20 protein-coding genes and 7 tRNA genes are annotated in these 22165 nt (G+C 43.7%); 18 read left to right on the forward strand and 9 right to left on the reverse strand.

All coding sequences use genetic code 11. From position 1 onward, the window contains the following. Positions 1 to 30: 30 nt before the first annotated feature. On the forward strand, positions 31 to 1008 hold the full coding sequence (locus QQK21_RS00535; protein ID WP_284190258.1) for a DHH family phosphoesterase: 978 nt from the start codon (positions 31 to 33) through the stop codon (positions 1006 to 1008). Here QQK21_RS00535 and QQK21_RS00540 read toward each other — a convergent pair. The 5 genes from QQK21_RS00540 to rsgA form a co-directional block, all read right to left on the reverse strand. Beyond that, positions 1002 to 2141, reverse strand: a complete 1140-nt coding sequence (locus QQK21_RS00540) for a murein hydrolase activator EnvC family protein (protein WP_284190259.1) — start codon at positions 2139 to 2141, stop codon at positions 1002 to 1004. The genes QQK21_RS00535 and QQK21_RS00540 overlap by 7 nt on opposite strands. Positions 2142 to 2395: 254 nt before the next feature. Beyond that, positions 2396 to 3928, reverse strand: a complete 1533-nt coding sequence (gene gpmM / locus QQK21_RS00545) for a 2,3-bisphosphoglycerate-independent phosphoglycerate mutase (protein ID WP_284190260.1) — start codon at positions 3926 to 3928, stop codon at positions 2396 to 2398. 294 nt (positions 3929 to 4222) lie between these two features. Next, positions 4223 to 5644: an SLC13 family permease gene (locus QQK21_RS00550; protein WP_284190261.1), complete on the reverse strand. Its 1422-nt coding sequence runs from the start codon at positions 5642 to 5644 to the stop codon at positions 4223 to 4225. 163 nt (positions 5645 to 5807) lie between these two features. After that, on the reverse strand, positions 5808 to 6674 hold the full coding sequence (asd, locus tag QQK21_RS00555; RefSeq protein WP_284190262.1) for an archaetidylserine decarboxylase: 867 nt from the start codon (positions 6672 to 6674) through the stop codon (positions 5808 to 5810). A 102-nt stretch (positions 6675 to 6776) separates the two neighbouring features. Beyond that, positions 6777 to 7832: a small ribosomal subunit biogenesis GTPase RsgA gene (gene rsgA, locus QQK21_RS00560; protein WP_284190263.1), complete on the reverse strand. Its 1056-nt coding sequence runs from the start codon at positions 7830 to 7832 to the stop codon at positions 6777 to 6779. Between the two features lie 109 nt (positions 7833 to 7941). On the opposite strand from rsgA, the gene orn reads away from it, so the two are divergent. From orn to QQK21_RS00600, 8 genes are all read left to right on the forward strand, one after another. Further along, on the forward strand, positions 7942 to 8487 hold the full coding sequence (gene orn, locus QQK21_RS00565) for an oligoribonuclease (RefSeq protein WP_284190264.1): 546 nt from the start codon (positions 7942 to 7944) through the stop codon (positions 8485 to 8487). A gap of 180 nt (positions 8488 to 8667) precedes the next feature. Beyond that, positions 8668 to 8743 (forward strand) — tRNA-Gly (locus tag QQK21_RS00570). A 38-nt stretch (positions 8744 to 8781) separates the two neighbouring features. Continuing rightward, a tRNA-Met gene (locus QQK21_RS00575) sits at positions 8782 to 8858 on the forward strand. Positions 8859 to 8863: 5 nt separating this feature from the next. Beyond that, positions 8864 to 8939, forward strand: a tRNA-Gly gene (locus QQK21_RS00580). A gap of 37 nt (positions 8940 to 8976) precedes the next feature. After that, a tRNA-Met gene (locus QQK21_RS00585) sits at positions 8977 to 9053 on the forward strand. 5 nt (positions 9054 to 9058) lie between these two features. Continuing rightward, a tRNA-Gly gene (locus QQK21_RS00590) sits at positions 9059 to 9134 on the forward strand. A 36-nt stretch (positions 9135 to 9170) separates the two neighbouring features. Then, a tRNA-Gly gene (locus tag QQK21_RS00595) sits at positions 9171 to 9260 on the forward strand. A gap of 289 nt (positions 9261 to 9549) precedes the next feature. Beyond that, positions 9550 to 9626 (forward strand) — tRNA-Met (locus tag QQK21_RS00600). A 128-nt stretch (positions 9627 to 9754) separates the two neighbouring features. On the opposite strand, the gene QQK21_RS00605 is transcribed toward QQK21_RS00600, so the two are convergent. Together QQK21_RS00605 and queG are read right to left on the reverse strand one after the other, a co-directional pair. After that, on the reverse strand, positions 9755 to 9928 hold the full coding sequence (locus QQK21_RS00605; RefSeq protein WP_284190265.1) for a hypothetical protein: 174 nt from the start codon (positions 9926 to 9928) through the stop codon (positions 9755 to 9757). Positions 9929 to 10256: 328 nt separating this feature from the next. Continuing rightward, positions 10257 to 11369, reverse strand: a complete 1113-nt coding sequence (queG, locus tag QQK21_RS00610; RefSeq protein ID WP_284190266.1) for a tRNA epoxyqueuosine(34) reductase QueG — start codon at positions 11367 to 11369, stop codon at positions 10257 to 10259. Between the two features lie 199 nt (positions 11370 to 11568). Between queG and tsaE the strand changes: the two genes are divergently transcribed. The 9 genes from tsaE (at position 11569) to QQK21_RS00655 (ending at position 20912) form a co-directional block, all read left to right on the forward strand. Then, complete coding sequence (tsaE, locus tag QQK21_RS00615; protein WP_284190267.1) at positions 11569 to 12030, forward strand: tRNA (adenosine(37)-N6)-threonylcarbamoyltransferase complex ATPase subunit type 1 TsaE; 462 nt, start codon at positions 11569 to 11571, stop codon at positions 12028 to 12030. Continuing rightward, a complete protein-coding gene (locus tag QQK21_RS00620; protein ID WP_284190268.1) occupies positions 12027 to 13739 on the forward strand; it encodes a LysM peptidoglycan-binding domain-containing protein in 1713 nt (570 codons plus the stop codon). Before tsaE ends, QQK21_RS00620 begins: the two co-directional genes overlap by 4 nt. Positions 13740 to 13747: 8 nt before the next feature. After that, a complete protein-coding gene (gene mutL, locus QQK21_RS00625; RefSeq protein ID WP_284190269.1) occupies positions 13748 to 15712 on the forward strand; it encodes a DNA mismatch repair endonuclease MutL in 1965 nt (654 codons plus the stop codon). Further along, positions 15709 to 16656: a tRNA (adenosine(37)-N6)-dimethylallyltransferase MiaA gene (gene miaA / locus QQK21_RS00630; protein ID WP_284190270.1), complete on the forward strand. Its 948-nt coding sequence runs from the start codon at positions 15709 to 15711 to the stop codon at positions 16654 to 16656. The genes mutL and miaA overlap by 4 nt, the downstream gene beginning before the upstream one ends. A gap of 187 nt (positions 16657 to 16843) precedes the next feature. Further along, positions 16844 to 17110, forward strand: coding sequence for an RNA chaperone Hfq (gene hfq / locus QQK21_RS00635; protein ID WP_284190271.1), 267 nt, complete (start codon positions 16844 to 16846; stop codon positions 17108 to 17110). 44 nt (positions 17111 to 17154) lie between these two features. Then, positions 17155 to 18444, forward strand: coding sequence for a ribosome rescue GTPase HflX (gene hflX, locus QQK21_RS00640; protein WP_284190272.1), 1290 nt, complete (start codon positions 17155 to 17157; stop codon positions 18442 to 18444). A gap of 45 nt (positions 18445 to 18489) precedes the next feature. Further along, the gene (gene hflK, locus QQK21_RS00645; protein ID WP_284190273.1) at positions 18490 to 19683 is read left to right on the forward strand and encodes an FtsH protease activity modulator HflK; all 1194 of its coding nucleotides are present in this window, start codon (positions 18490 to 18492) and stop codon (positions 19681 to 19683) included. Between the two features lie 2 nt (positions 19684 to 19685). Next, entirely contained in the window at positions 19686 to 20666 is a 981-nt protein-coding gene (hflC, locus tag QQK21_RS00650) for a protease modulator HflC (protein WP_284190284.1), read from the forward strand. Between the two features lie 60 nt (positions 20667 to 20726). Beyond that, complete coding sequence (locus QQK21_RS00655) at positions 20727 to 20912, forward strand: DUF2065 domain-containing protein (protein ID WP_284190274.1); 186 nt, start codon at positions 20727 to 20729, stop codon at positions 20910 to 20912. Positions 20913 to 20921: 9 nt separating this feature from the next. Here the strand turns inward: QQK21_RS00655 and QQK21_RS00660 are convergent, their stop codons facing one another. Beyond that, a complete protein-coding gene (locus tag QQK21_RS00660) occupies positions 20922 to 21149 on the reverse strand; it encodes a SlyX family protein (RefSeq protein ID WP_284190275.1) in 228 nt (75 codons plus the stop codon). A 2-nt stretch (positions 21150 to 21151) separates the two neighbouring features. Then, on the reverse strand, positions 21152 to 22132 hold the full coding sequence (locus tag QQK21_RS00665) for a WD40 repeat domain-containing protein (RefSeq protein ID WP_284190276.1): 981 nt from the start codon (positions 22130 to 22132) through the stop codon (positions 21152 to 21154). Positions 22133 to 22165: the final 33 nt, after the last annotated feature.

Consider the following 22165-nt stretch of genomic DNA (forward strand, 5'->3'; position numbering starts at 1 on the left):
AGTGCCATAATGTTCTTTAAGGGGATTTTTATGCATTATGACGTGTTTAACGGTGATGCGGATGGCATCCTATCACTGCTGCAACTTAGGCTAGCTGAACCTAAGCAATCCACCTTAGTTACAGGCCTGAAACGAGATATAAAGCTTTTAGAAACTTTAGATTGCCAGTCAGGAGATACATTAACGGTATTGGATATCTCGATGCGAAGTAACATGGCTGGGCTAAAGCGAGTACTGGCTAGCGGCGCTTATGTGTTTTATGCCGATCATCATCAAGCAGGAGATATCCCCCAAGAGGTAACGTTGGATGCACATATAGATCTGGACGCCAACATATGTACAGCGTTGATCATTGACAGATTGCTTGGCGGGAAATTTCATCATTGGGCTATCGTGGCGGCCTTTGGTGACAACTTATTTGCTAAGGCTGAAGCGCTCGCTTTGGCTTGTGGGCTTACGCAGAAAGAAACAGCGCAGCTCAACGAACTGGGAAGCCTGATTAACTACAATGGCTACGGGGAAACATTGGCGGATTTAAATTTTGCTCCAGATGAGCTTTATTTGAGGCTATTGAACTACGATGATCCATTTGCTGTTATCCGCGATCCTGGCTCGCCTTATCCAGTCCTGCGGGCTTCGTACGAGCAAGATATGAATCAAGTGCTGGCCATTGAACCTTTGTATCTTAGCAATTACATTGCGCTCTTTGAGCTGCCAGATAAGGCCAGCTCGAGACGTATCAGTGGTGTATATGGTAATTGGCTTGCTAATCAAAGCCCTGATTTAGCTCACGCGGTACTGACGAAAAATCACGATGGCAGTTATAAAGTGTCACTACGTGCCCCAATTAACCATAAACATGGGGCTGGGGAGTTGTGCTCACAGTTTATTTCTGGAGGTGGTCGAGAAGCGTCTGGAGGAATCAATACTCTGGATAGAGATATGTTACCTGACTTCCTATCAAAGGTTGAAAATTATTATCGCCAATTTATCGATGCCGCCTATTGAGTCAGCCAGCTCTTAGGGTTTTGAGCTTTGCTGTTGCGTCTTATCTCAAAGTAGAGGGATGCTTTTGGCTGGCCACCCGTATCACCGGCTAGTGCAATCGTTTCTCCCGAGGACACTTTATCCCCCTCATTTTTAAGCAAACTTTGATTAAAGCCATACAAGGTCATGTCACCTTTGCCGTGGTCGAGCAAAATAACCAAACCATAACCCCTCAAATAGTCAGAAAATACTACGGTTCCTGAGTAAACGGCTTTGACTGCTTGACCATATTTGGCATCAATGACCATACCTTTCCAGTTAATTTGCCCAGTCTGACGAGAACCATAGTTATGTAAAATTCCCCCTTTTAGCGGCCAAGGAAGGCGCCCCTTGTGTTGAGCCAAACCATCCATTGGGATGGTAGCATTTCGTTTGGCTGCTTTGGCAATTTCCGCTTTCAGCCTAGTTTCATTACGCTGCAACTCTGTCAGATAGACTTGGTCATCGGAGATACTCTTTTTAATAGTGCTGAGCGTGCCCTTGCGCTGGGATTGTTGTTTAGTTAAGCGTTTGCGTGTTTGTTCTTGTTCATTCAGTAAACTGGTAATCTGCTGCTGTTCGAGTTTTAGTTGTGTTTCACTTTTGGTCAACTCGCTGACGGTTTTCTCAAGTTGCTCTATGGTTCTTGCTCTCTGCTTTGCTAAGTGTTGGAAGTATTGGCTTATTCGGTCTTCTTCGACACCTTGATTGAGCAAATTTGTTGAAGACTTTGCTCTTTGTGTCGCATAGTAAGTTTGTAAAAGTTCTGCAAGGACTTGAGTTTGTTGCTGTTTTTGTTTTTCTAATGAAGTGATTCGTTTCTCCAATGCGGAGATACTTTGGTTAGTCTTGTGCAGAGATGCTTTTGCTTGCTTAATCTCTTTTTCCAGTCGAACGATGCTCAGCTCTTGTTTCTTTAGTGATTCTTTAAGAGTGTCGAGTTTCTTTTGTTGAGAGCTTAATGCTTGTTTCTGTCTTGATATTTCATTGCTGACGCCCTTGAGTTCATTGGGCGATGAAGACCAAGATGGAAATGCTAAAGTAGCCAAAAGGACGCATACCAATCCAGCAAGTTTAGGTAAGGCTAATGTTGGTCTTGATTGCTGTATTGCCATGTGAAGAGTTGATCCTCAATCCTTGTTTGATGGTCAGTATAACTAAACACATTCCCATGAAGAAAGAGTAATGTCAAAACTTGTTTAACGAGAGATAAAAACGAATGTAGGGTCTGAGATAGCAGTGAATTTTCTGTGTGGTAATCGCAAAATTTTAGTGATGCAAAATAAGGTCGTTATAGCCTACACATAAGCACTATGCCTGCTGGGTCAATCATCACCGTGCACAGGCATTGTGCTTTGGCTGTTGGGTCTTATTTAACTAATACTTCCCCTGTCATTTCTTCAGGAATAGGCAGACCCGAAAGAGATAGCATAGTCGGTGCCAAATCAGAGAGTTTACCACCTTCTTTAAACTCAATGTGCTTTTCGCCGACATAAATGAGTGGTACTGGCAGGTTGGTGTGCGCGGTGTGTGTACCACCTGTTTCTGGATCAACCATCATTTCAGCATTACCGTGATCGGCGGTAATTAACATTTGTCCGCCGACTTCGCGTATTGCATCAACCACTTTGCCGACACTTACATCGAGTGCTTCAATAGCGGATTTGGCAGCATCGTAAACTCCAGTATGACCAACCATATCGGCGTTAGGGTAGTTACAAATAATGGTATCGTACTGGCCGGATTTGATCGCTGCGACCATTTTTTCAGTGAGTTCTTCTGAGCTCATTTCTGGTTGCAGATCATAGGTGGCTACTTTGGGAGATGCGACCAACTGGCGCTCTTCACCTTTGAATTCGGTTTCCACACCGCCATTAAAGAAAAACGTCACATGCGCATATTTTTCTGTTTCTGAAATACGCAATTGTGTATGTCCCTGTTTAGACAACCATTCGCCATATGTATTTTCTAGAGAGGCTGGTGGAAAAGCGATCGAAAGCGGTATATCCGCTGCGTATTGGGTCAGCATGACAAAGTTAAGGGTCGGGAACGCAGCACGAGTGAAGCCCGTAAATTCAGCAACGAAGGCTCGAGTGATTTGTCTAGCGCGATCCGCTCGGTAATTCATAAAGATAACAGAGTCACCGTCTTGCATGATGGCATCTGTTTGTGAATCGGTTTTTATCACCGTAGCTTTGACAAACTCATCGTTTTCGCCTCTTTCGTATGCGGCTTGTAAGCCAGACACTGCCGAAGTGGCATGGAAATCAGCTTTCGCTTGAGTTAACAAGTCATAAGCAACTTGCACGCGTTCCCAGTTGTTATCACGGTCCATCGCATAATAACGGCCCACAAGTGAGGCAATTCGTCCTTTACCTAGCTTTTCAAATAGTTCATCAAAACGCTTGAGAGAATTTTCTGCACTTCGAGGCGGTGTGTCACGTCCGTCTAAGAAACAATGCAGATAGATTTTGTCTGCGCCTCTGTTTGCTGCCATTTCAATCGCTGCATAGATATGATCTTCATGAGAATGAACACCACCTGGCGACATTAGCCCCATGATATGGACGGCTTTATCGGCCTTTACTGCGCTATCAATTGCTTCAACAAGTGCTGGTGTATGGGCAAATTCGCCGTCTGCAATAGACTTGGTAATTCGCGTGAGATCTTGGTACACCACTCGTCCTGCGCCAATGTTGGTGTGGCCGACTTCAGAGTTACCCATCTGTCCATCCGGTAGGCCGACATCAAGACCTGAAGCCGAGATTAAGGTGTTGGGGCTGTTTGCAATCAGATTGTCGATAACAGGTGTGTGAGCATTTGCAATCGCGTTGCTGTCGGTATCTTCTCGATGACCATAACCGTCAAGAATTACAAGAGCTAATGGTTTCTTTGCTGACATAGCAATGTCCTCGTCAAATTCGTAGTAACTTAGGAAACAAAATTAGCGTAATTTTACTACACTTTTAAGCCAAAACTGTAGGTAAAGATCAAAGATTAGTCGGGAAGAGGTGTTGTTATCTTTCATTTCTTCGCCTGTTTGTCTTTTTGTCAGCTATGGTTTCCTGTTTATTTATCTATTGTCGCCAAATGAGAGTAAATATAAAGCGGTAATTAACGATTATTCTGATAGTCAGTGACTAAGGAACTCATTAGCCTTGTTTGGATAGCGCTGCAGATCTTCTTGGGCTGCCGACTAGTTAGATCCCAAGAGAATAACACCAATATAGGTCATCAATAACCCCAGAGTACCAAGAAGAGCCCCTGTTTTGGCCATATCTTTACTCTCTATTAGCCCAGTTGAATACGCCAGTGAATTTGGTGGTGTTGATACCGGAAGAATCATGCCAAGAGATGCGGAGAAAGCCACCACAATCATGAGTCCTTGTAGACCGCCGACAGATGAGAGGTTAGTCATTGAGGTGCCAATAGCGGCGGCAATCGGCATAAGCAAATTGGCGGTTGCTGTATTGGACATAAAGTTAGCCATAAGCCAGCATACGATAGATATTGTTATAGTGAGGCCGATAGGCGAGAGTGATTGATAATCTATCGCATTGGCGAGCACGACTGCGAGCCCTGTTCTCTCAAGCGCCATACCGATAGCTATCCCCCCTGCAACTAACCAAAGTACATCCCAGTTAATCTGCTGCAGTTCCGTCTTGCCTATAATACCCGTCAACGTAAATACGACCAGAGGAACCATAGCCACGACGTAGGTATTCATCCCGTGTAGCTGGGTTGTCATCCAAAGTATTATTGTGCTGGCGAAGGTGATGTAGACGACGGTTGCCTGCCAACCGCGCTGAAACTGGCCCTCAAGTTCAAGGATCAGAAAATTGACTCGGGATGGAAATAGCTTTTGCAATAAAAACCAAGCAGCAATAAGTTGAAGAATCACAAAAGGCAATCCAATCATCATCCAATTGAGGAAGCTAATACTATTTTCTCCGGTCAAATATTGCAGGGCAATCGCATTTGGTGGTGAGCCTATTGGAGTCGCGATCCCTCCGGTGTTGGCTGCCACTGGAATGCATAAAATGAGTGCTTTTATCCCTACTTGCTCTTTTTGCGCTAGGCTGATGATGGGGCCAACTAAGGCGAGCATCATAACAGTGGTTGCTGTATTTGACATAAACATCGAAAAAACAGCAGTAATGAGCATCAAACCTAGCATTATAAATTTAGGTTGGGTTCCGAATGGACGAAGTAAAACCCGTGCTAGATTTTTGTCTAGATCGTACTTTGAAGCGGCAATGGCAAGCGTAAATCCGCCCATAAAGAGGATAATAATTGGTGAGGAAAATGTATTTAAGATATCCGTATAGTGAATTAGGCTGCCTAAGTTCTGACTGGCTTCACTGATACGAAAAACGTGCAATCCCTTGTCAGAGAGCATAATAAGTTCAAGAGCAATGATCAGTACTGAGGTCGCAAAAACAGGAACAGGTTCTAATATCCAGAGTAATGCTGCTAATAAGAAAATAGCCAAAAGCCGATGTTGCACAAGAGTCAGGCTCTCTATTGGCATGTGCTTGGCGGGGATAAGCAAAATTAATAGGGGAAGTACGAGGCAAAATATCAGCTTAGCAGTCAGTACTCGGGCGTGTTTGGGCATACAAAGGTAACCGCAAAAAATCAACATGCGTTTAGAATAAAGAATCTAAAGATTTCAGTTTTAGACTTAGCTAGAAATTTAGACACACCAGAGTCGGGTTTGGTTGATGAATTTGTTTTAGATCAAAAACGCCCTTAAATCAGGGCGTTAATTAAGAGAGTGTTCACTCTTTCTCTGTGGCGCAAGCGTAGGGGGTTCCCATGATGGTGGAATGTCCATTGGCCATTGAATCGTCGAACTTAACTCTGCCTTTAGCGAAAAGGTTAATCACGGTTGAGCCTAGCTTAAAGCGCCCCATTTCCTGACCTTTCTTCAACGTGATCGCCCTGTCTCCTTGACTTGGATAATCCCATTTGTAGATGGTATTACCACGTGGTGGTGTAATGGTTCCTGCCCATACTTGCTCTATGCTACCGACAATCGTAGCACCAACTAAGACTTGAGCTACCGGGCCGAATTCGGTGTCAAAAATACAGACTACACGTTCGTTTCTGGCAAATAGGTTAGGCACATTTTCGGCCGTCAGTGGGTTGACTGAAAATAGGTCTCCAGGAACATAAATCATTTGGCGCAATGTCCCATCACATGGCATATGGACTCTGTGATAGTCACGGGGCGAAAGATAGAGAGTGGCAAAATCGCCATCTGCAAATTCTGCCGCTAGTGTGGCATCACCACCAAGCAGTTCTTGCGCCGTGTATTTATGCCCCTTGGCTTGGATGAGTTTTCCATCTTGGATAGGCCCAAATTGGCTAACACAAGCATCGGCTGGATGAGTCAGTACATTATCTTGAGAGGATATTGGGCGAGCACCTTGCTTAAGTTCTCGAACAAAAAATTCATTAAAAGTTTTAAAATGCTTCGGGTCTGAATACTTTGCCTCATCCATGTTGACATTGTACTGCTTGATAAACCAGCGAATGACGGCTGTTGTCAAGCTACCAGCTTCGGCTGATGCCAACTTGCCGATTAAACGCGTCAAACCGTGTTGAGGAATCCAATACTGAAGTCCAACTTTGATTTTATCCATTGTCATATATTCCAATGCTAACTGAATGTTTGCTTACTTTGGGGCAGAGAATACTACTCAACTTTACCCGTAAAGTCAGCATCCTCAGCTGTTAATTTAACTCTAGAGATCGGCTTTTTTGTCACGTGAATATTGGCGGTTAGCCTTGACCTCTACCATGCTCTCGATAATTCGGTGGTAATTTTCGTATCGTGTCTCACTGATTTCCTGTTTGTCTACGGCTTCACGTAGTGCACATCCAGGATCATCTTTATGCTTACAGTCGCGGAATTTGCATCCGCCTAGATAAGGTCGAAATTCAATGAATGCTTTGGTCACTTCTTCTGGCGCCAAATGCCATAAGCCAAATTCTCGAACACCGGGAGAATCGATGAGGTTGCCACCTGTTGGAATATGGTATAGGCGAGAGGCTGTTGTTGTGTGTTGCCCCAAGCCAGAGTTTTCGGAAATTTCGCCTTCTTCGACATTAAATTCAGGTATCAATGCGTTGACTAAACTTGACTTCCCAACACCAGATTGACCAACAAAAATATTCACTTGATTTTTTAGCTTAGCCTCTAGCTCGGCAATACCTTCACCAGTTTCCTTGCTTACGAGCAATACATTATATCCTATACGTTGATACTCTTTTAATTGTTGGAGATACTCAATGCGTTGTTTTTCTTCTAAAAGGTCTATTTTGTTGAGCACTAATAGTGGTGCAATATGGAGTGTTTCTGCGGCGACTAAGTAGCGATCTATGATGTTAAGAGACAGCTCTGGGAGCACCGAAGACACGATAACCATTTGTTCAACATTGGCAGCAACTGGCTTTAAACCATCATAGTAATCTGGGCGAGTTAATACAGATTTACGAGGCTCAACCGCTTCAACGACACCATTAATACCTTCCATCGATTCGAGGCCCGGTCTCCATATGACGTTGTCACCAGAGACTAAAGTTTCAATCCCACGCCGTAAATTACAGCGATGTATCTCTCCACTCTCCAGGTCTTCAATATCAGCATGTTGCCCGAATCGAGTGATAACTAAGCCTTTTTGGGTTGTACCCAGCATCGATTCTTCCCACTGGAATGCATCATCTTTGGTCAGTTTACGTTTTTGATTGCTCCGTACTCGCCGGACTTGACCTTTGGTTAGCTTTTTCTTTTTTGCCACAATTGTCTACTTAACTATGATTGATCTAGATGACCCTAGGTTATCTATCCTGAGGATCAGAATTTGGGTATAGTACCTTTTTTAGCATAAAACCAATAGGCAACGATTTATGTCCTTTAGCGATCAAAATTTAATTTGGATTGATCTAGAAATGACTGGGTTGGATCCCCAAGCCCATAAAGTCATTGAAATTGCTACTATCGTTACAGATGGTGAGTTAAACATTCTAGCTCAAGGGCCAGTGCTTGCTATTTTTCAATCAGAACAAGAACTGGCTAAAATGGATGAATGGTGTACTCGGACACACACTGGCAGTGGCCTCGTTGCACGAGTTCGGGCAAGCCAAATAACTGAGCAAGAGGCAGTAGCTCAGACCATAGAATTTTTAGAAAAGTGGGTTCCTAAGGGCGCTTCGCCGATTTGTGGTAATAGCGTTGGTCAAGACAGACGTTTTCTTTACCAGCACATGCCGGAACTGGAAGAATATTTTCACTATCGTTATATCGATGTCAGTACTATCAAGGAGTTGGTACGTCGTTGGGATACCCAAGTGTTGAGTGGTTTCTCTAAATCTGGCAGTCACCTAGCGCTAGATGATATTCGTGAATCAATTGCAGAGTTAAAGTATTATCGGCAAACGGTTTTCAAAATATAAACGGCTCATTGTTTCCCACCGTGATAGAATATCAAACCGTCTTTATCGAAATAGGTCATCGTGATTTTGTGTTCTTTTTCATCAAACAGAAAAAAAACTGTTTTTTTTTACTGTAAGGACTTGCATCACAAAAAAATGCTCTTATAATTCGCAGCCCTACACGACATAAACGTTGTGAATGCGACACTAGCTCAGTTGGTAGAGCGCAACCTTGCCAAGGTTGAGGTCACGAGTTCGAACCTCGTGTGTCGCTCCAGATTTATAGTTGTCATCATACTTAATGGTGAATACGGACGCGGGGTGGAGCAGCTTGGTAGCTCGTCGGGCTCATAACCCGAAGGTCGTCGGTTCAAATCCGGCCCCCGCAACCAAATTTGCGACACTAGCTCAGTTGGTAGAGCGCAACCTTGCCAAGGTTGAGGTCACGAGTTCGAACCTCGTGTGTCGCTCCAATTTATAGTTGTCATCATGCTTAATGGTGAATACGGACGCGGGGTGGAGCAGCTTGGTAGCTCGTCGGGCTCATAACCCGAAGGTCGTCGGTTCAAATCCGGCCCCCGCAACCAAATTTGCGACACTAGCTCAGTTGGTAGAGCGCAACCTTGCCAAGGTTGAGGTCACGAGTTCGAACCTCGTGTGTCGCTCCAGATTTATAGTTGTCATCATACTTAATGGTGAAGCAAGCGACACTGGCTCTGTTGATAGAGCGCAACCTTGCCAAGGTTGAGGTCACGCCTTTTTATTATGAATAGGGAACCTCGTGTGTCGCTCCAATTTATAGTTGTCATCATGCTTAATGGTGAAGCAAGCGACACTCGCTCTGTTGATAGAGCGCAATCTTGCTAAGATTGAGGTCACGCCTTTTTATTATGAATAGGGAACCTCGTGTGTCGCTCCAGATTTATAGTTGTCATCATACTTAATGGTGAAGCAAGCGACACTCGCTCTGTTGATAGAGCGCAATCTTGCTAAGATTGAGGTCACGCCTTTTTATTATGAATAGGGAACCTCGTGTGTCGCTCCAGATTTATAGTTGTCATCATGCTTAATGATGAATATGGACGCGGGGTGGAGCAGCTTGGTAGCTCGTCGGGCTCATAACCCGAAGGTCGTCGGTTCAAATCCGGCCCCCGCAACCAAATTTTTCTTTTTTGTAGCTCAATGTATTTAAAATTTATCTATTCATAAGAAAAATAAGTCTTATCGATTGATAGTTGGTACCAGAAGCTAAATTCCTCTTAGACTAGATGCTAGAAGTGGCACAAAGTCATTGCTCTTTTTTATAATGCTGAGAAGCATAAACCACAAAATTGCCGAGTTTTCCAGCTAAGCCATTACATAAAGCGTTTTTAACGCTGAAGCAGTATTGTCTTTTGCTTCCTGCCTCCGCTAAAGCCACAAAATATCTGGATTTGATTAAAAAGCTAACAGACTTATCCACAGAATTTTTCTTGTGGATAAAGTGGTGAGTAACTTGAAAATTAATTCAATTTCAGAAGAACTATAAATGATCTTTTTGGCAATTGAAGGGTTTTTTTCTTATTATGAATCTCTATAACTCTATGTATATAAAAGATTTTGTTGGAAAATTTAATGCCGCTTGGAATTATTTACTTGATCATTAAGTGATTATTTATTGATCTTGGTCATAGGTACTAAATGTGATTAACTTCTGTTTCTGAAAGGAAACAATCAAGCAAATTTTGATTTTTCCACATTTACTATCTTTAGAGCCAGGTCATATTATTGCCAATGAATTTATGAAACTTTTACGCGTCTCTTGGCAATCCTTTCTGAACAATTCTTATCAGCCTATCCAGCTTAGTTGAAGAGTTAGGAATTTGTGTGACTTGCTGCTCAATTGCCCAATTAATATGTTCATCTAATGCCGTACTCATCCCTAACCGTTGTTTGAGTGCATCGATAATAGTAGTTGAATATGGGGCATTGCCCATCGCAATGGCTAAATTTCGCAGCCATTGCATGTGCCCTATTCTACGAATGGCTGATCCTTGCATGTTTTCCAAAAAGGTTTTTTCATCCCATGCAAAAAGAGCAACAAGATCTGGGGAAGATAAAACCGTGCGGCGGTGAAAGTCTTCTTCATGAGTCAATTTTGCAAAGCGGTTCCATGGGCAGACGAGCTGGCAGTCATCACACCCATAAATGCGGTTTCCTATAAGCTTGCGAAATTCCTCGGGAATAACACCGCTAAATTCAATGGTCAAATATGAAATGCAGCGCTTGGCGTTGACGACACCATCTGCAACTATAGCTTGGGTTGGGCAGGAAGTAATGCAGGAGGAACATTTACCACAGTCGCCTTGGTGAGGAGGATCAATAGGGAGAGGCAAGTCAACTAAGAGCTCCCCTAAGAAAAACCAAGAACCGCAGTCTTTGTCGAGTAGAAGTGAATGCTTTCCCGTCCAACCCAATCCAGCTTTTTGTGCTAAAGGACGCTCCAATATAGGGGCTGAGTCAACAAAGGGGCGATAGCCATAGTGCCCGACTTCTCGTTCAATCCTTTCTCCGAGCTTTTTTAATTGGTTACGGACGAGTTTATGATAGTCTCTGCCAAGTGCGTAGCGACTAATATAGGCATGATTTGGTTGTGCAAGGTTGGCGGCGAATTGAGCTTCTGGAGGCAGATAATCCATCCGGACACTGATTACTCTCATAGTGCCAGGAACAAGTTCACTAGGTCTTGCTCGCATCATTCCATGTCGAGCCATCCAGTCCATATCCCCGTGGTATCCAGCGTCCAACCAGTTTTGTAAGTTGGCCTCATGATCCCGTAAATCAATATCACATATGCCTGCTTTTTGAAAACCAAGCTCTTTTGCCCAGACTTTGATCTTGTTCGCTAGCTCTTGATAGTTCATTCTTATAGCTCTGTGAAATGGGGAGCGGATTTTACCGGATCTTTTTTATTGAATCTAGCAGCCAAAATAGAGAATTCATGCCAGAATAACAGGAATTTGGTTTTTACTTACACAACAGGTCTTGTCTGATAATTCCAACCCAGTTTACTATTCTTAATCTTTTTGTATTTACATCGTCACCCAGCAGAGATTGATCTTCATGACCACGAAACAGTTTGCCCTTAAAGATGAACAGGCCACTATTGACTTGGGAAAGCAGTTGGCAAATCTATGTACTAAGCAAACGACTATCTATTTACACGGGAGTTTAGGCGCGGGTAAAACGACGTTGAGCCGAGGCTTTGTGCGAGCTCTTGGCCATTCTGGTAATGTTAAAAGCCCGACCTATACCTTAGTTGAGCCATACCTTTTGGGTCAGTGGCAGGTTTATCACTTCGATCTTTATCGTTTATCAGACCCAGAAGAATTGGAGTTCATGGGAATTCGAGATTATTTTACTTCAGATGCTATTTGTCTTGTGGAGTGGCCTGAGAAAGGAGAAGGACTGCTTCCATGTGCAGATTTGGATATTGTGCTGAGTTATGATGGCGAGCAACGCAATGCAGAAATTGTTGCCAACAACGCTTATGGTTCTCAATTAGTTGAGCAATTAGAGTTATGACAACCAATATATTTTCGAAGCTTGTCTACGCTTTTTGTGTTTTGGTTATACCGGTATCTGTCTGGGCAAACGCTTTACAAGGTATACGAGTGTGGCCATCTCCTGATGAAACGCGAGTGGTTATTGATCTTGCTTCAGAAGCACAATACAGCTATTTCTCTCTTAGTAGTCCCCAAAGATTGGTCGTTGATCTTGAGCAGACGACTTTAAATACTAAGCTACCGATGAGTGTTTCTGATAGTCCGGTACTCAAGAATATTAGACGAAGTACCCCCCCAAAAAAAGGCACCTATCGTTTAGTGTTCGAGCTAAAACGTCGTGTTGATCCTCAGCTGTTTAAACTTGCCCCGACCCCTGGTGGACAATATGGACACAGACTGGTTATTGATATGCCCCATGGAGCCACGTCGCCTACCGCGCAAGTTACTTCTAAGGTTAGTACACCCAAAGTCAGTCGTGATGCATCACAATTGCTTGGGACAGCCGATATTGTGGTGGCCATTGATGCTGGCCACGGCGGCGAAGATCCCGGTTCGATAGGCCCCTCTCGTAAGTATGAAAAACATGCGACACTTGCTATATCAAAGAAAATTGCCGATCAGATCAATGCAGTGCCCGGAATGAAAGCAGTATTAACTCGTCGCGGTGATTACTTTGTTAACCTAAATAAACGCTCTGAAATCGCTCGAACAAATAAGGCCCATCTGTTGGTCTCTGTACATGCCGATGCGTTTAGTTCTCCTCAGCCACGAGGTGGGTCAGTCTTTGTTCTTAACACTCGCAGGGCTAACTCAGAAATTGCTCGTTGGGTTGAAAATCATGAGGAACAGTCTCAATTACTAGGTGGCGCAGGCGAGGTTCTGGCGAAAAACAACAGTGATAAAAATATCAGCCAGACTTTGCTGGATTTGCAATTTAGTCACTCGCAGAAAGAGGGATATAAAGTTGCTACACAGATCTTAAAAGAAATGGGTGGTGTTGGGATTAAGCTACATAAAACAGACCCTGTAAACGCTAGTTTGGCGGTGCTGAAGTCACCTGATATTCCTTCGGTGTTGGTAGAGACGGGCTTTATCTCTAATCCCAATGAAGAAAGACTGTTGTTTCAAGCAAGCCACCAAGACAAACTGGCGAGGGCTTTGGCGAAAGCAATTGTGCAGTATTTTGAAGCGAGTCCACCTGAAGGCACCTTGTTTGCTAATCGAGGTAAGTCGCTCAAACACAAAGTTCAGCGTGGAGAGTCATTGTCTGTTATTGCTAAAAAATATGGAACAGAGACTAAAGCTCTCATGCAAGCCAATAAATTAAAAAGCTCTAGTTTAGCGATTGGCCAGATATTGATTATTCCTAGAGCAAAAGGCTCAGTACCCATACCTAGACTTAGTAATCCGGTAGAAACGAAAACCATTACTCATACTGTTGATAGAGGTGAGTATTTGGGTAAGATTGCCGCCCATTATAAGGTTTCCGTAGCGGATATTAGGCGAGAAAACAACTTACGTACTGATACACTTAAGTTGGGACAAAAACTACGTATTACTGTCAGTATGAAAGATCAACCATTGACGAAGCATACCGTCAAACGTGGAGAGTTTTTGGGTAAAATAGCTCGTCAATACGGAGTGGGTGTCAGTACGATTCGTCAAGCAAACAATTTACGTTCTGATGAACTTGCTGTCGGGCAAGTCTTAATTATTCCTCACAAGTAGCGACTCGTATGACCATCAAGATTTTACCCGCTAGATTAGCCAACCAGATTGCAGCAGGAGAAGTGGTAGAAAGACCGGCCTCTGTTGTTAAAGAATTGGTGGAAAATAGTCTCGACTCTGGCGCTACTCGAATTGATGTGGATATCGAGAAGGGGGGAGCAAAGCTTATCCGCGTGAGGGATAACGGTAAAGGTATTGTCAAAGATGAGCTCAGCTTGGCACTGAGCCGCCATGCGACATCTAAAATCCACACTCTCGATGATCTTGAAGCGATCATGAGCTTGGGTTTTCGCGGAGAAGCCTTAGCGAGTATTAGTTCAGTATCGCGCTTAACACTAACATCTCGTCCTGCGACACAGGAAAAGGCGTGGTCTGCCTATAGTGAAGGGCGAGAGATGCAGGTAAAACTGCAGCCCACTGCCCACCCAATCGGTACTACGGTTGAAGTGTTAGACTTATTTTTTAATACTCCGGCTCGTCGCAAATTCCTGCGTACTGAAAAAACCGAGTTTACTCATATTGACGAGTTGCTCAAGCGTATCGCATTGAGCCGGTTTGAGGTGACAATTAACCTCAAACATAATGGTAAAATGATTAAGCAATATCGATCAGCTCAGACACAAGCACAAGAAGAAAAACGTATCGCTGCGGTTTGTGGCAGTACCTTTGTTCGTCATATGCTGAATATAAAACTTGAGCACAATGGATTGAAATTGCACGGCTGGGTTACTACTCCTGAGGGAGCGAGGCAACAAAGCGACCTTCAGTATTGTTATGTGAATGGGCGGATGATGCGTGATAAATTGATCAATCATGCAATACGGCAAAGCTATGAGAATAGCTTGCGCCCAGAACAGTTTGCCACCTATGTATTGTTTATTGAACTCGATCCTCACCAAGTCGATGTCAATGTGCATCCCGCGAAACATGAAGTGCGTTTCCATCAAGCACGTTTAGTTCATGATTTTATCTATCAAGCCCTCAGTGACGCCTTAGCCCAAAGTGCTCATATTGAAAAACCACCAGTCAATGTTTCCGCTTTCCATACTGAGAGTGAACCACAGCGACAAGCCGATAGATTTGTTTGTGAAACCGTCAACGAGGCCATTGAGCGTATACCTGCTTATCCTGGACAAATTGATTATGAAAAAAAATCTTCGTTTGATGGAAAGCCCAACCAGATCCGAGAGACGCGGCAAACCAATGAGTGGCATAGTCGAGATCGACAAGTCGCAAAGTCATCTGGTAAAGAACGATTTGGAGAGCCCGCTCCGAATAAACAACAAGTTGAAGCTTATGCGCAGCTGTTAAACACACCCGTCGAGAGTAGCTTTTGTCAGACAGTCGAATTAAACGACACCAAACATCATGAAAACATTGGTCTTCCTCCAATTCAGGAAAAAAGCGTAGAGACGCTGGGAAAAGCAATTTGTGTGATTCATGGTCAATACGTACTTATGGCAGATAAGCAGGGGGCAAGACTGGTATCTCTTGTCCAAGCTGAGCACATACGTATAAGTGGGCAACTTGCTGTTGATGAGAGAGAGTTGAAAACCCAACCATTACTTATCCCTCTATCACTAAGCTTAAATGAGCGTCAGATGGAGGCTGCCAAGGCGCATATGTCTATTTTGACGCGATTTGGTATTGATATTAAGTTACGTAATGCAGCATCACTTATAGTGATGGGGGTACCTCAACCACTTCGACAACAAAATTTACAACAACTGCTGCCAGATCTGCTATCTTATGCCGCCTCTCTTCCAGAGCAAGAGCAGGGCATGTATTTAGCACAGTTTTCTACTTGGTTGACAAACCAAATTACCCAGACCAAAAGTGACTACACTTTGTCGGAAGCTATCCATATCATTGCGGAAATTGAGCAACTTTGGCAAGGTGGATTACCTTTAGATGACCGTACGTTTGTTTGTCCGGTAGATTTTTCTGCAACGATTGCAGCGATGAATTTATGAAACAAGAATTACCACTAGCTCTGTTTTTAATGGGGCCGACCGCATCAGGTAAAACAGATTTAGCTATCCGGCTTCGAGAAAAATTTCCAGTTGAGATCATATCGGTTGATTCGGCGCTTATCTATCAAGGTATGGATATAGGTACGGCTAAACCAGACAATATTGAGTTGTCAAAGGCACCGCATCGTTTAATCAATATCTTGGATCCCATAGAAGCATACTCAGCGGCAGACTTTCGTCGTGATGCGCTTAAAGAGATGCATGATATTTCACAGCAGGGCAAAATTCCTCTTCTTGTTGGAGGGACAATGCTTTATTACAAAGCATTATTGGAAGGTTTATCACCACTACCCGCTGCAAATCCTGAAATACGTCAGCAAATTGAGCAAGAAGCATTGACGCACGGTTGGGATGTACTGCACGATCAACTTAAGCAAGTTGACCCCATATCTGCAAATCGTATCCACCCTAATGATCCCCAAAGATTGTCTCGGGCATTGGAAGTGTATAGAATTTCAGGTAAAACGTTAACTGAGCTCACACAAACCAAAGGCGATAGTCTTCCGTTTAGGGTGAAGCAGTTTGCGATAGCGCCCAAGGAAAGGGCAGAGCTCCATCGCCGTATAGAGCTGCGATTTGAGCAGATGATAAAAGCAGGGTTTGAAGATGAGGTTAGGAATTTATACGCTCGTGAGGGATTACATCCTGACCTTCCTTCGATACGCTGTGTCGGTTATCGGCAGATGTGGGACTATTTGGATGGGAATAGCACGCTTGATGAAGCTATTTTTAAAGGCATTTGTGCTACCCGCCAGTTGGCCAAGCGACAGATCACCTGGTTACGCAGCTGGGATGATTTAACTTGGTTAGATAGCGAAAACATAGAACAGGCATTGGAAACTGTATCAAATACGATAGTATCTGACGGTTTTAGCTGTGTATAATGTGATCGCTTTTGCGTGAATGCACCTTGTAAAAGATCCGTTACTTGAAATTTGGCGCTAAAGCCATCATAACAAGTAACGTCAGGGTGTTTTTTTATTCGTTTAGCTCAGATGCAAAGGCGCACCTAGTATTTCGCGCACCACTAGCTAAATAACTAGAACAAAATTACAAAATAAGGAAAATAAAATGGCTAAGGGGCAATCTCTTCAAGACCCATTCTTAAATGCATTACGTCGTGAACGTATTCCTGTATCAATCTACCTAGTAAACGGAATTAAACTTCAGGGTCAGATTGAATCTTTCGATCAGTTTGTTATTTTACTTAAAAATACAGTCAATCAAATGGTGTACAAACACGCTATTTCAACGGTTGTTCCTGCTCGTCCTGTCAGTCATCATACTGCTGAACGTCCTCAAGGTGGTGAGCGTCAATCAGAGAAATCAGAAGATTAAAAAACTGAACTCAAATATTTATATCATTTTAAGGAGTTGGTTGCTTGTTTGACCGTTATGAAGCCGGTGAGCGAGCCGTACTTGTTCATATCAACTTCACGCAAGAAGGGGAGTGGGAAGATCTCAGCGAATTTGAAATGCTGGTTTCTTCTGCTGGAGTATCCAGTTTACAAGTTGTAACTGGAAGTCGCCAGTCACCACACCCTAAGTACTATGTCGGTGAGGGTAAGGCTCAAGAAATTGCTCAGGTTGTGCAGTTATCAGGAGCTGATGTTGTTATTTTTAACCATGCTCTTTCTCCTGCCCAAGAACGTAACCTAGAATCTTTGTGTAAATGCCGCGTGCTTGATCGAACTGGGCTTATTTTGGATATTTTTGCTCAACGAGCTCGGACTCATGAAGGTAAACTTCAGGTAGAACTTGCTCAACTTCGTCATATATCAACTCGGCTGATACGTGGTTGGACCCACCTTGAAAGGCAAAAAGGTGGCATAGGTTTGCGAGGGCCAGGTGAGACACAGTTAGAAACTGACCGACGTTTATTACGTGAACGTATTAAAGCAATCTTACGTCGTTTAGAAAAAGTTGCAAAACAGAGAGAGCAAGGTCGGCGAGCTCGAAGCCGAGCACAAATTCCGACAGTTTCTTTGGTTGGCTACACCAATGCAGGTAAGTCGACCATGTTCAATCGTATTACCGATGCTGGTGTATACGCTGCCGATCAGTTGTTTGCTACGCTGGATCCTACGCTGAGGAAAATCGATCTTGCAGATGTTGGCCCCGCCATTTTGGCAGACACGGTTGGTTTTATAAGACATTTACCCCATGATTTGGTTGCGGCTTTTAAAGCAACACTGCAAGAAACACAAGAAGCTGACATTTTGTTACATGTTGTTGATGCCAGTGATGAACGTTTTCGTGAGAATATTGGGGCTGTTCACGAAGTATTAGAAGAAATCGATGCTCATGAAGTGCCGACTCTTCTTGTGATGAACAAAATCGATAACCTTGAATCCCAGACACCTCGTATTGAGCGAGACGATAATGGTGTTCCTCGTGCTGTATGGGTATCGGCGATGGAGGGGATTGGTATTGAGTTGCTATTTGATGCTTTGACCGAAAGGTTGGCAAGTCAAATGGTTCAATATCACTTACGTATACCACCCAAGTATCAAGGGCGGATGCGCAGTACATTTTCCCAAATGAAGTGTATTCAACAAGAAGACTATGATCAGGACGGTAATCTGTTAATCGATGTCAGAATGCAACAGGTTGACTGGTCTAGACTTGAAAAAAGAGAAGGGGCAGTTTTTCGTGACTTTATAGTTACTTAAATGACTGCTACAGTATAACGTCATATCAAATGATGGAGCTTTCTAATGGCGTGGAATGAGCCTGGTAATAACAACGGCAACAACGGCCGCGATAATGACCCTTGGGGTAACAATAATCGTGGCAACAAAGGTGGCCGTGATCAAGGGCCGCCAGACTTAGACGAAGTGTTTAATAAACTGAGTCAGAAACTGGGTGGAAAGTTTGGTGGCAGAAAAGGTGGCAATGGGGCCTCTATCGGTGGCGGAGGTGGAGCACTAGGTTTTGGTGTTATCGCGGTAATTGCGATCGCTATTTGGTTCTTTTCCGGTTTTTACACCATTGGTGAAGCGGAGCGTGGAGTTATATTACGTCTCGGAAAATATGAAGATAGAGTAGTAGGACCGGGTTTGAATTGGCGTCCACGTTTTATTGATGAGGTGAGACCCGTTAATGTTCAGGCGATACGCTCGTTACGCTCTTCTGGCCTTATGCTGACCAAAGATGAAAATGTGGTGACAGTTGCTATGGATATTCAATATCGAGTTGCCGATCCATATAAATACCTATTTCGTGTGACTAATGCTGATGATAGCTTGCGCCAAGCAACGGATTCAGCGCTGCGTGCTGTTATTGGTGATTCATTGATGGACAGTATTCTTACCAGTGGACGTTTATCCATTAGACAAAATACGCAAGTCACCTTGGAAAATATTGTTGATAGTTACGATATGGGGATTGAAGTGGTTGCGGTGAACTTTGAAGACGCTCGGCCTCCGGAAGAAGTGAAAGATGCATTTGATGATGCTACTGCGTCTCGGGAAGATGCTCAACGATTCAAACGCGAAGCTGAGGCGTATCGGAACGATATTATTCCTAAGGCGAATGGCCGTGCAGAACGTTTGCTCCAAGAAGCACAAGGTTACAGTGAGCGAGTGGTGAATGGGGCTTTGGGTCAAGTCGCTCAGTTTGAAAAGCTGTTGCCAGAGTACCAAGCATCTCCTGATGTTACGCGTAATCGTCTGTATCTAGATACAATGGAAAAGGTGTATGCCAATACGTCCAAGGTACTGATTGACTCTAAGTCGAGCGGTAATCTTTTGTATCTGCCAATAGATAAGTTAAAAGAAGGCCAAGCTAAGCCAAAAAGTCGCTCGATAAAAGAGACTTCAACTTATGATCAGATTGAATTGGAGCCACAATTGAACAATCAGAGTACTGATTCGTCATCTCGTTCTACCTCACGTCAAGGGAGATATTAATGATGCGTAAATTAATGATCCCTGTACTAGTTGTAGGCTTAGTGTTGTTATTGATGTCGTTATTTGTAATTCCTGAAGGTGAGCGTGGTATCGTTATTCGTTTTGGCCGCGTGCTTAAGGACAATAATGAGATTGCCAGTATTTACACACCTGGACTTCACTTTAAGATGCCATTATTTGATGATGTTAAGACGCTAGATGCAAAAATCCAAACCATGGATGGCCGCTCAGATCGTTTTGTGACCTTTGAGAAAAAAGACGTATTGATTGATTCATACGTTAAATGGCGTATTGAAGATTTTGGTCAGTACTATTTGGCGACAGGTGGGGGAGACGTTGGTACGGCTCAAACACTACTTGGCCGCAAAGTAACCGATGTGCTTCGTTCTGAAATTGGTGCGCGAGAGATCAAGCAAATTGTTTCTGGACCTCGCAATAACGATATTCTCCCTGATAGCGCGGATAGTGAAGAAGTGACTACTGAAGCGGCTAAAGAAGCGCTTGAAGTTGATGGCGAGCGTGACATCATTATGAAAAACGTACTCAATGGTACACGCAAAGATGCTTTGGAAGATTTGGGTATCCATATTGTGGATTTCCGGATGAAGAAAATAAACCTTCCAGACAGTATCAACCAGTCAATCTATAATCGTATGCGTGCTGAACGTGAGTCAGTAGCCCGTCAGTTCCGCTCTCAAGGTCGTGAGCAGGCAGAAGTCATTAGAGCTAAAGCAGAGCTTGAGGTCGCCACCATACTGGCAGAAGCAGATAAAACGGCACGAGTGACGCGAGGCGGGGCAGATGCTAAAGCAGCGAAAATTTATGCAGAGGCATACAATAAAGATCCTGAATTTTACAGCTTTTTGCGCTCTCTACGGGCGTATGAAGAATCTTTCAGTGATAAGAGTGATATCTTAGTTTTGGATCCAAACAGCGAATTCTTCCAGTACATGAATAAAGCGTCTGGTGTTGCTGCCAAATAGTATTACGATAACTCATTTAAAAGGCTCCATAAAGGAGCCTTTCTTTTTCGAGATAAGACAATGTCAAATTCTTTATGGTTGGCGATGGGATTGGTTTTAATTGTTGAAGGATTGGGACCCTTGATTGCCCCTAGTGGCTGGCGCAATATGGTTCGCCAGCTGAGTGAACAACAAGATAATCAGCTGCGCAGAATTGGTGGATGTTTAGTTGTTGCCGGCGTTGTAATTGCTTACGTTTTTATCTAGATGTTCGCTTTAGTAGTGGGGAGGAGGCGTTTCTTGAGCAGGATCGGCTAAGTTAGAAGAATCAAGGTTTTTGACCTTGCCAACGACATACTTCATCTGATCTTGCATTTTTGAGAGTAATAACTGCTGTTGACTCAGTGCCTCATTGAGAGATTCAACCGTCTGTTCTTGAAAGGCAAGCTGACATTCTAGATCATTGATACGGTTTTCCAGTTGTTGTATGTGCTTTTCTGTCATGGTTAATAATCTACTTTCCAAGCCTGAGCGATTCCGGCTGACGAGCCCGACACCACTCTATTTTTATCATCAAAGGCTGCATCATACACTACCGCACGGGGAGGGCGAGTATCTTTTAATGGTTCGGCCTCAAATCCATCCACTCTTTTACCTGACTTTGTACTCCAAACCATAATTCGGCTTGAAGGTGTTCCAGTCACAAGGTACTCACCATCGTCTGAAAAACGTGCGGTGGAGAAAATAAGCTGACGTGAAAAGCTGCGCAATTTAGAGATTTGCTTACCTGTTCTTAAATCCCAGACGATGGCTTGATTCCCTCCATCAGACGTAAAAGCAAACAGACCATCTCTTTGTAGTGCGACTCGATTGATGCGTTGCTCGTGCTTAAAGCTTCTGATAATCTGGCCAGTGCGGGTATCCCATAGGTAGGCGGTGTAATCATTGCCTCCTGATAGGGCAAAACGGCCGTTAGGAGATAAAGAAACTGAGTTGACTTTTTCATTGTGCGCGAGGAACTCTAAGCGTCTTCCGGTGACTAAGTTCACGTAGATGGCTTTGCCATTGGAGAGACCGAGTAATACTTGTTCGCCATTACTGCTGATGTCTATGTCTCGAATTAAACCGTCAGATATAGACCATAGCCCTTTGGCCTGGGTCCAAGCAAGATCCCACACCGCAAAGTTTATTTGTGTTGCTGTGACTGCATATCGACCATTATCCGAGATACGGATTCGAGAAACAGTACTTGCTTGAGCATCTTGTTCGCCCAATGAGGCAAGCTCTTTACCTTGGTTCAGATCCCATAAAACCAGTTGATGCTCTTTGGAGTACAATAAGGCGAATCGGGCGTCTCGACTTAAAGCGAAGCTAGTGGTGCCAAGACGTTCAATGACCCATCGTTGATCATCTTGAGTGGAGAAAAAGCAACCATTTAACGCCACGATGACAAACGTGAGTAACAGAGTGTGAAAAATAATTCGCATTAACTACAAAGATCCGCTTTAGTTAACGTTTAA

It is taken from the genome of Vibrio zhanjiangensis (assembly GCF_030161235.1).
Taxonomy (GTDB): domain Bacteria; phylum Pseudomonadota; class Gammaproteobacteria; order Enterobacterales; family Vibrionaceae; genus Vibrio; species Vibrio zhanjiangensis.

Excerpts from the sequence above, each read along its gene's own strand:
- orn (WP_284190264.1), top strand. The coding sequence starts at position 7,942 with ATGTCCTTTAGCGATCAAAATTTAATTTGGATTGATCTAGAAATGACT.
- asd (WP_284190262.1), bottom strand. The coding sequence starts at position 6,674 with ATGGATAAAATCAAAGTTGGACTTCAGTATTGGATTCCTCAACACGGT.
- QQK21_RS00655 (WP_284190274.1), top strand. The coding sequence starts at position 20,727 with ATGTCAAATTCTTTATGGTTGGCGATGGGATTGGTTTTAATTGTTGAA.
- hfq (WP_284190271.1), top strand. The coding sequence starts at position 16,844 with ATGGCTAAGGGGCAATCTCTTCAAGACCCATTCTTAAATGCATTACGT.
- QQK21_RS00620 (WP_284190268.1), top strand. The coding sequence starts at position 12,027 with ATGACAACCAATATATTTTCGAAGCTTGTCTACGCTTTTTGTGTTTTG.
- QQK21_RS00540 (WP_284190259.1), bottom strand. The coding sequence starts at position 2,141 with ATGGCAATACAGCAATCAAGACCAACATTAGCCTTACCTAAACTTGCT.
- miaA (WP_284190270.1), top strand. The coding sequence starts at position 15,709 with ATGAAACAAGAATTACCACTAGCTCTGTTTTTAATGGGGCCGACCGCA.
- mutL (WP_284190269.1), top strand. The coding sequence starts at position 13,748 with ATGACCATCAAGATTTTACCCGCTAGATTAGCCAACCAGATTGCAGCA.
- tsaE (WP_284190267.1), top strand. The coding sequence starts at position 11,569 with ATGACCACGAAACAGTTTGCCCTTAAAGATGAACAGGCCACTATTGAC.
- queG (WP_284190266.1), bottom strand. The coding sequence starts at position 11,369 with ATGAACTATCAAGAGCTAGCGAACAAGATCAAAGTCTGGGCAAAAGAG.
- QQK21_RS00550 (WP_284190261.1), bottom strand. The coding sequence starts at position 5,644 with ATGCCCAAACACGCCCGAGTACTGACTGCTAAGCTGATATTTTGCCTC.
- gpmM (WP_284190260.1), bottom strand. The coding sequence starts at position 3,928 with ATGTCAGCAAAGAAACCATTAGCTCTTGTAATTCTTGACGGTTATGGT.
- hflK (WP_284190273.1), top strand. The coding sequence starts at position 18,490 with ATGGCGTGGAATGAGCCTGGTAATAACAACGGCAACAACGGCCGCGAT.
- QQK21_RS00535 (WP_284190258.1), top strand. The coding sequence starts at position 31 with ATGCATTATGACGTGTTTAACGGTGATGCGGATGGCATCCTATCACTG.
- QQK21_RS00665 (WP_284190276.1), bottom strand. The coding sequence starts at position 22,132 with ATGCGAATTATTTTTCACACTCTGTTACTCACGTTTGTCATCGTGGCG.
- QQK21_RS00660 (WP_284190275.1), bottom strand. The coding sequence starts at position 21,149 with ATGACAGAAAAGCACATACAACAACTGGAAAACCGTATCAATGATCTA.
- hflC (WP_284190284.1), top strand. The coding sequence starts at position 19,686 with ATGCGTAAATTAATGATCCCTGTACTAGTTGTAGGCTTAGTGTTGTTA.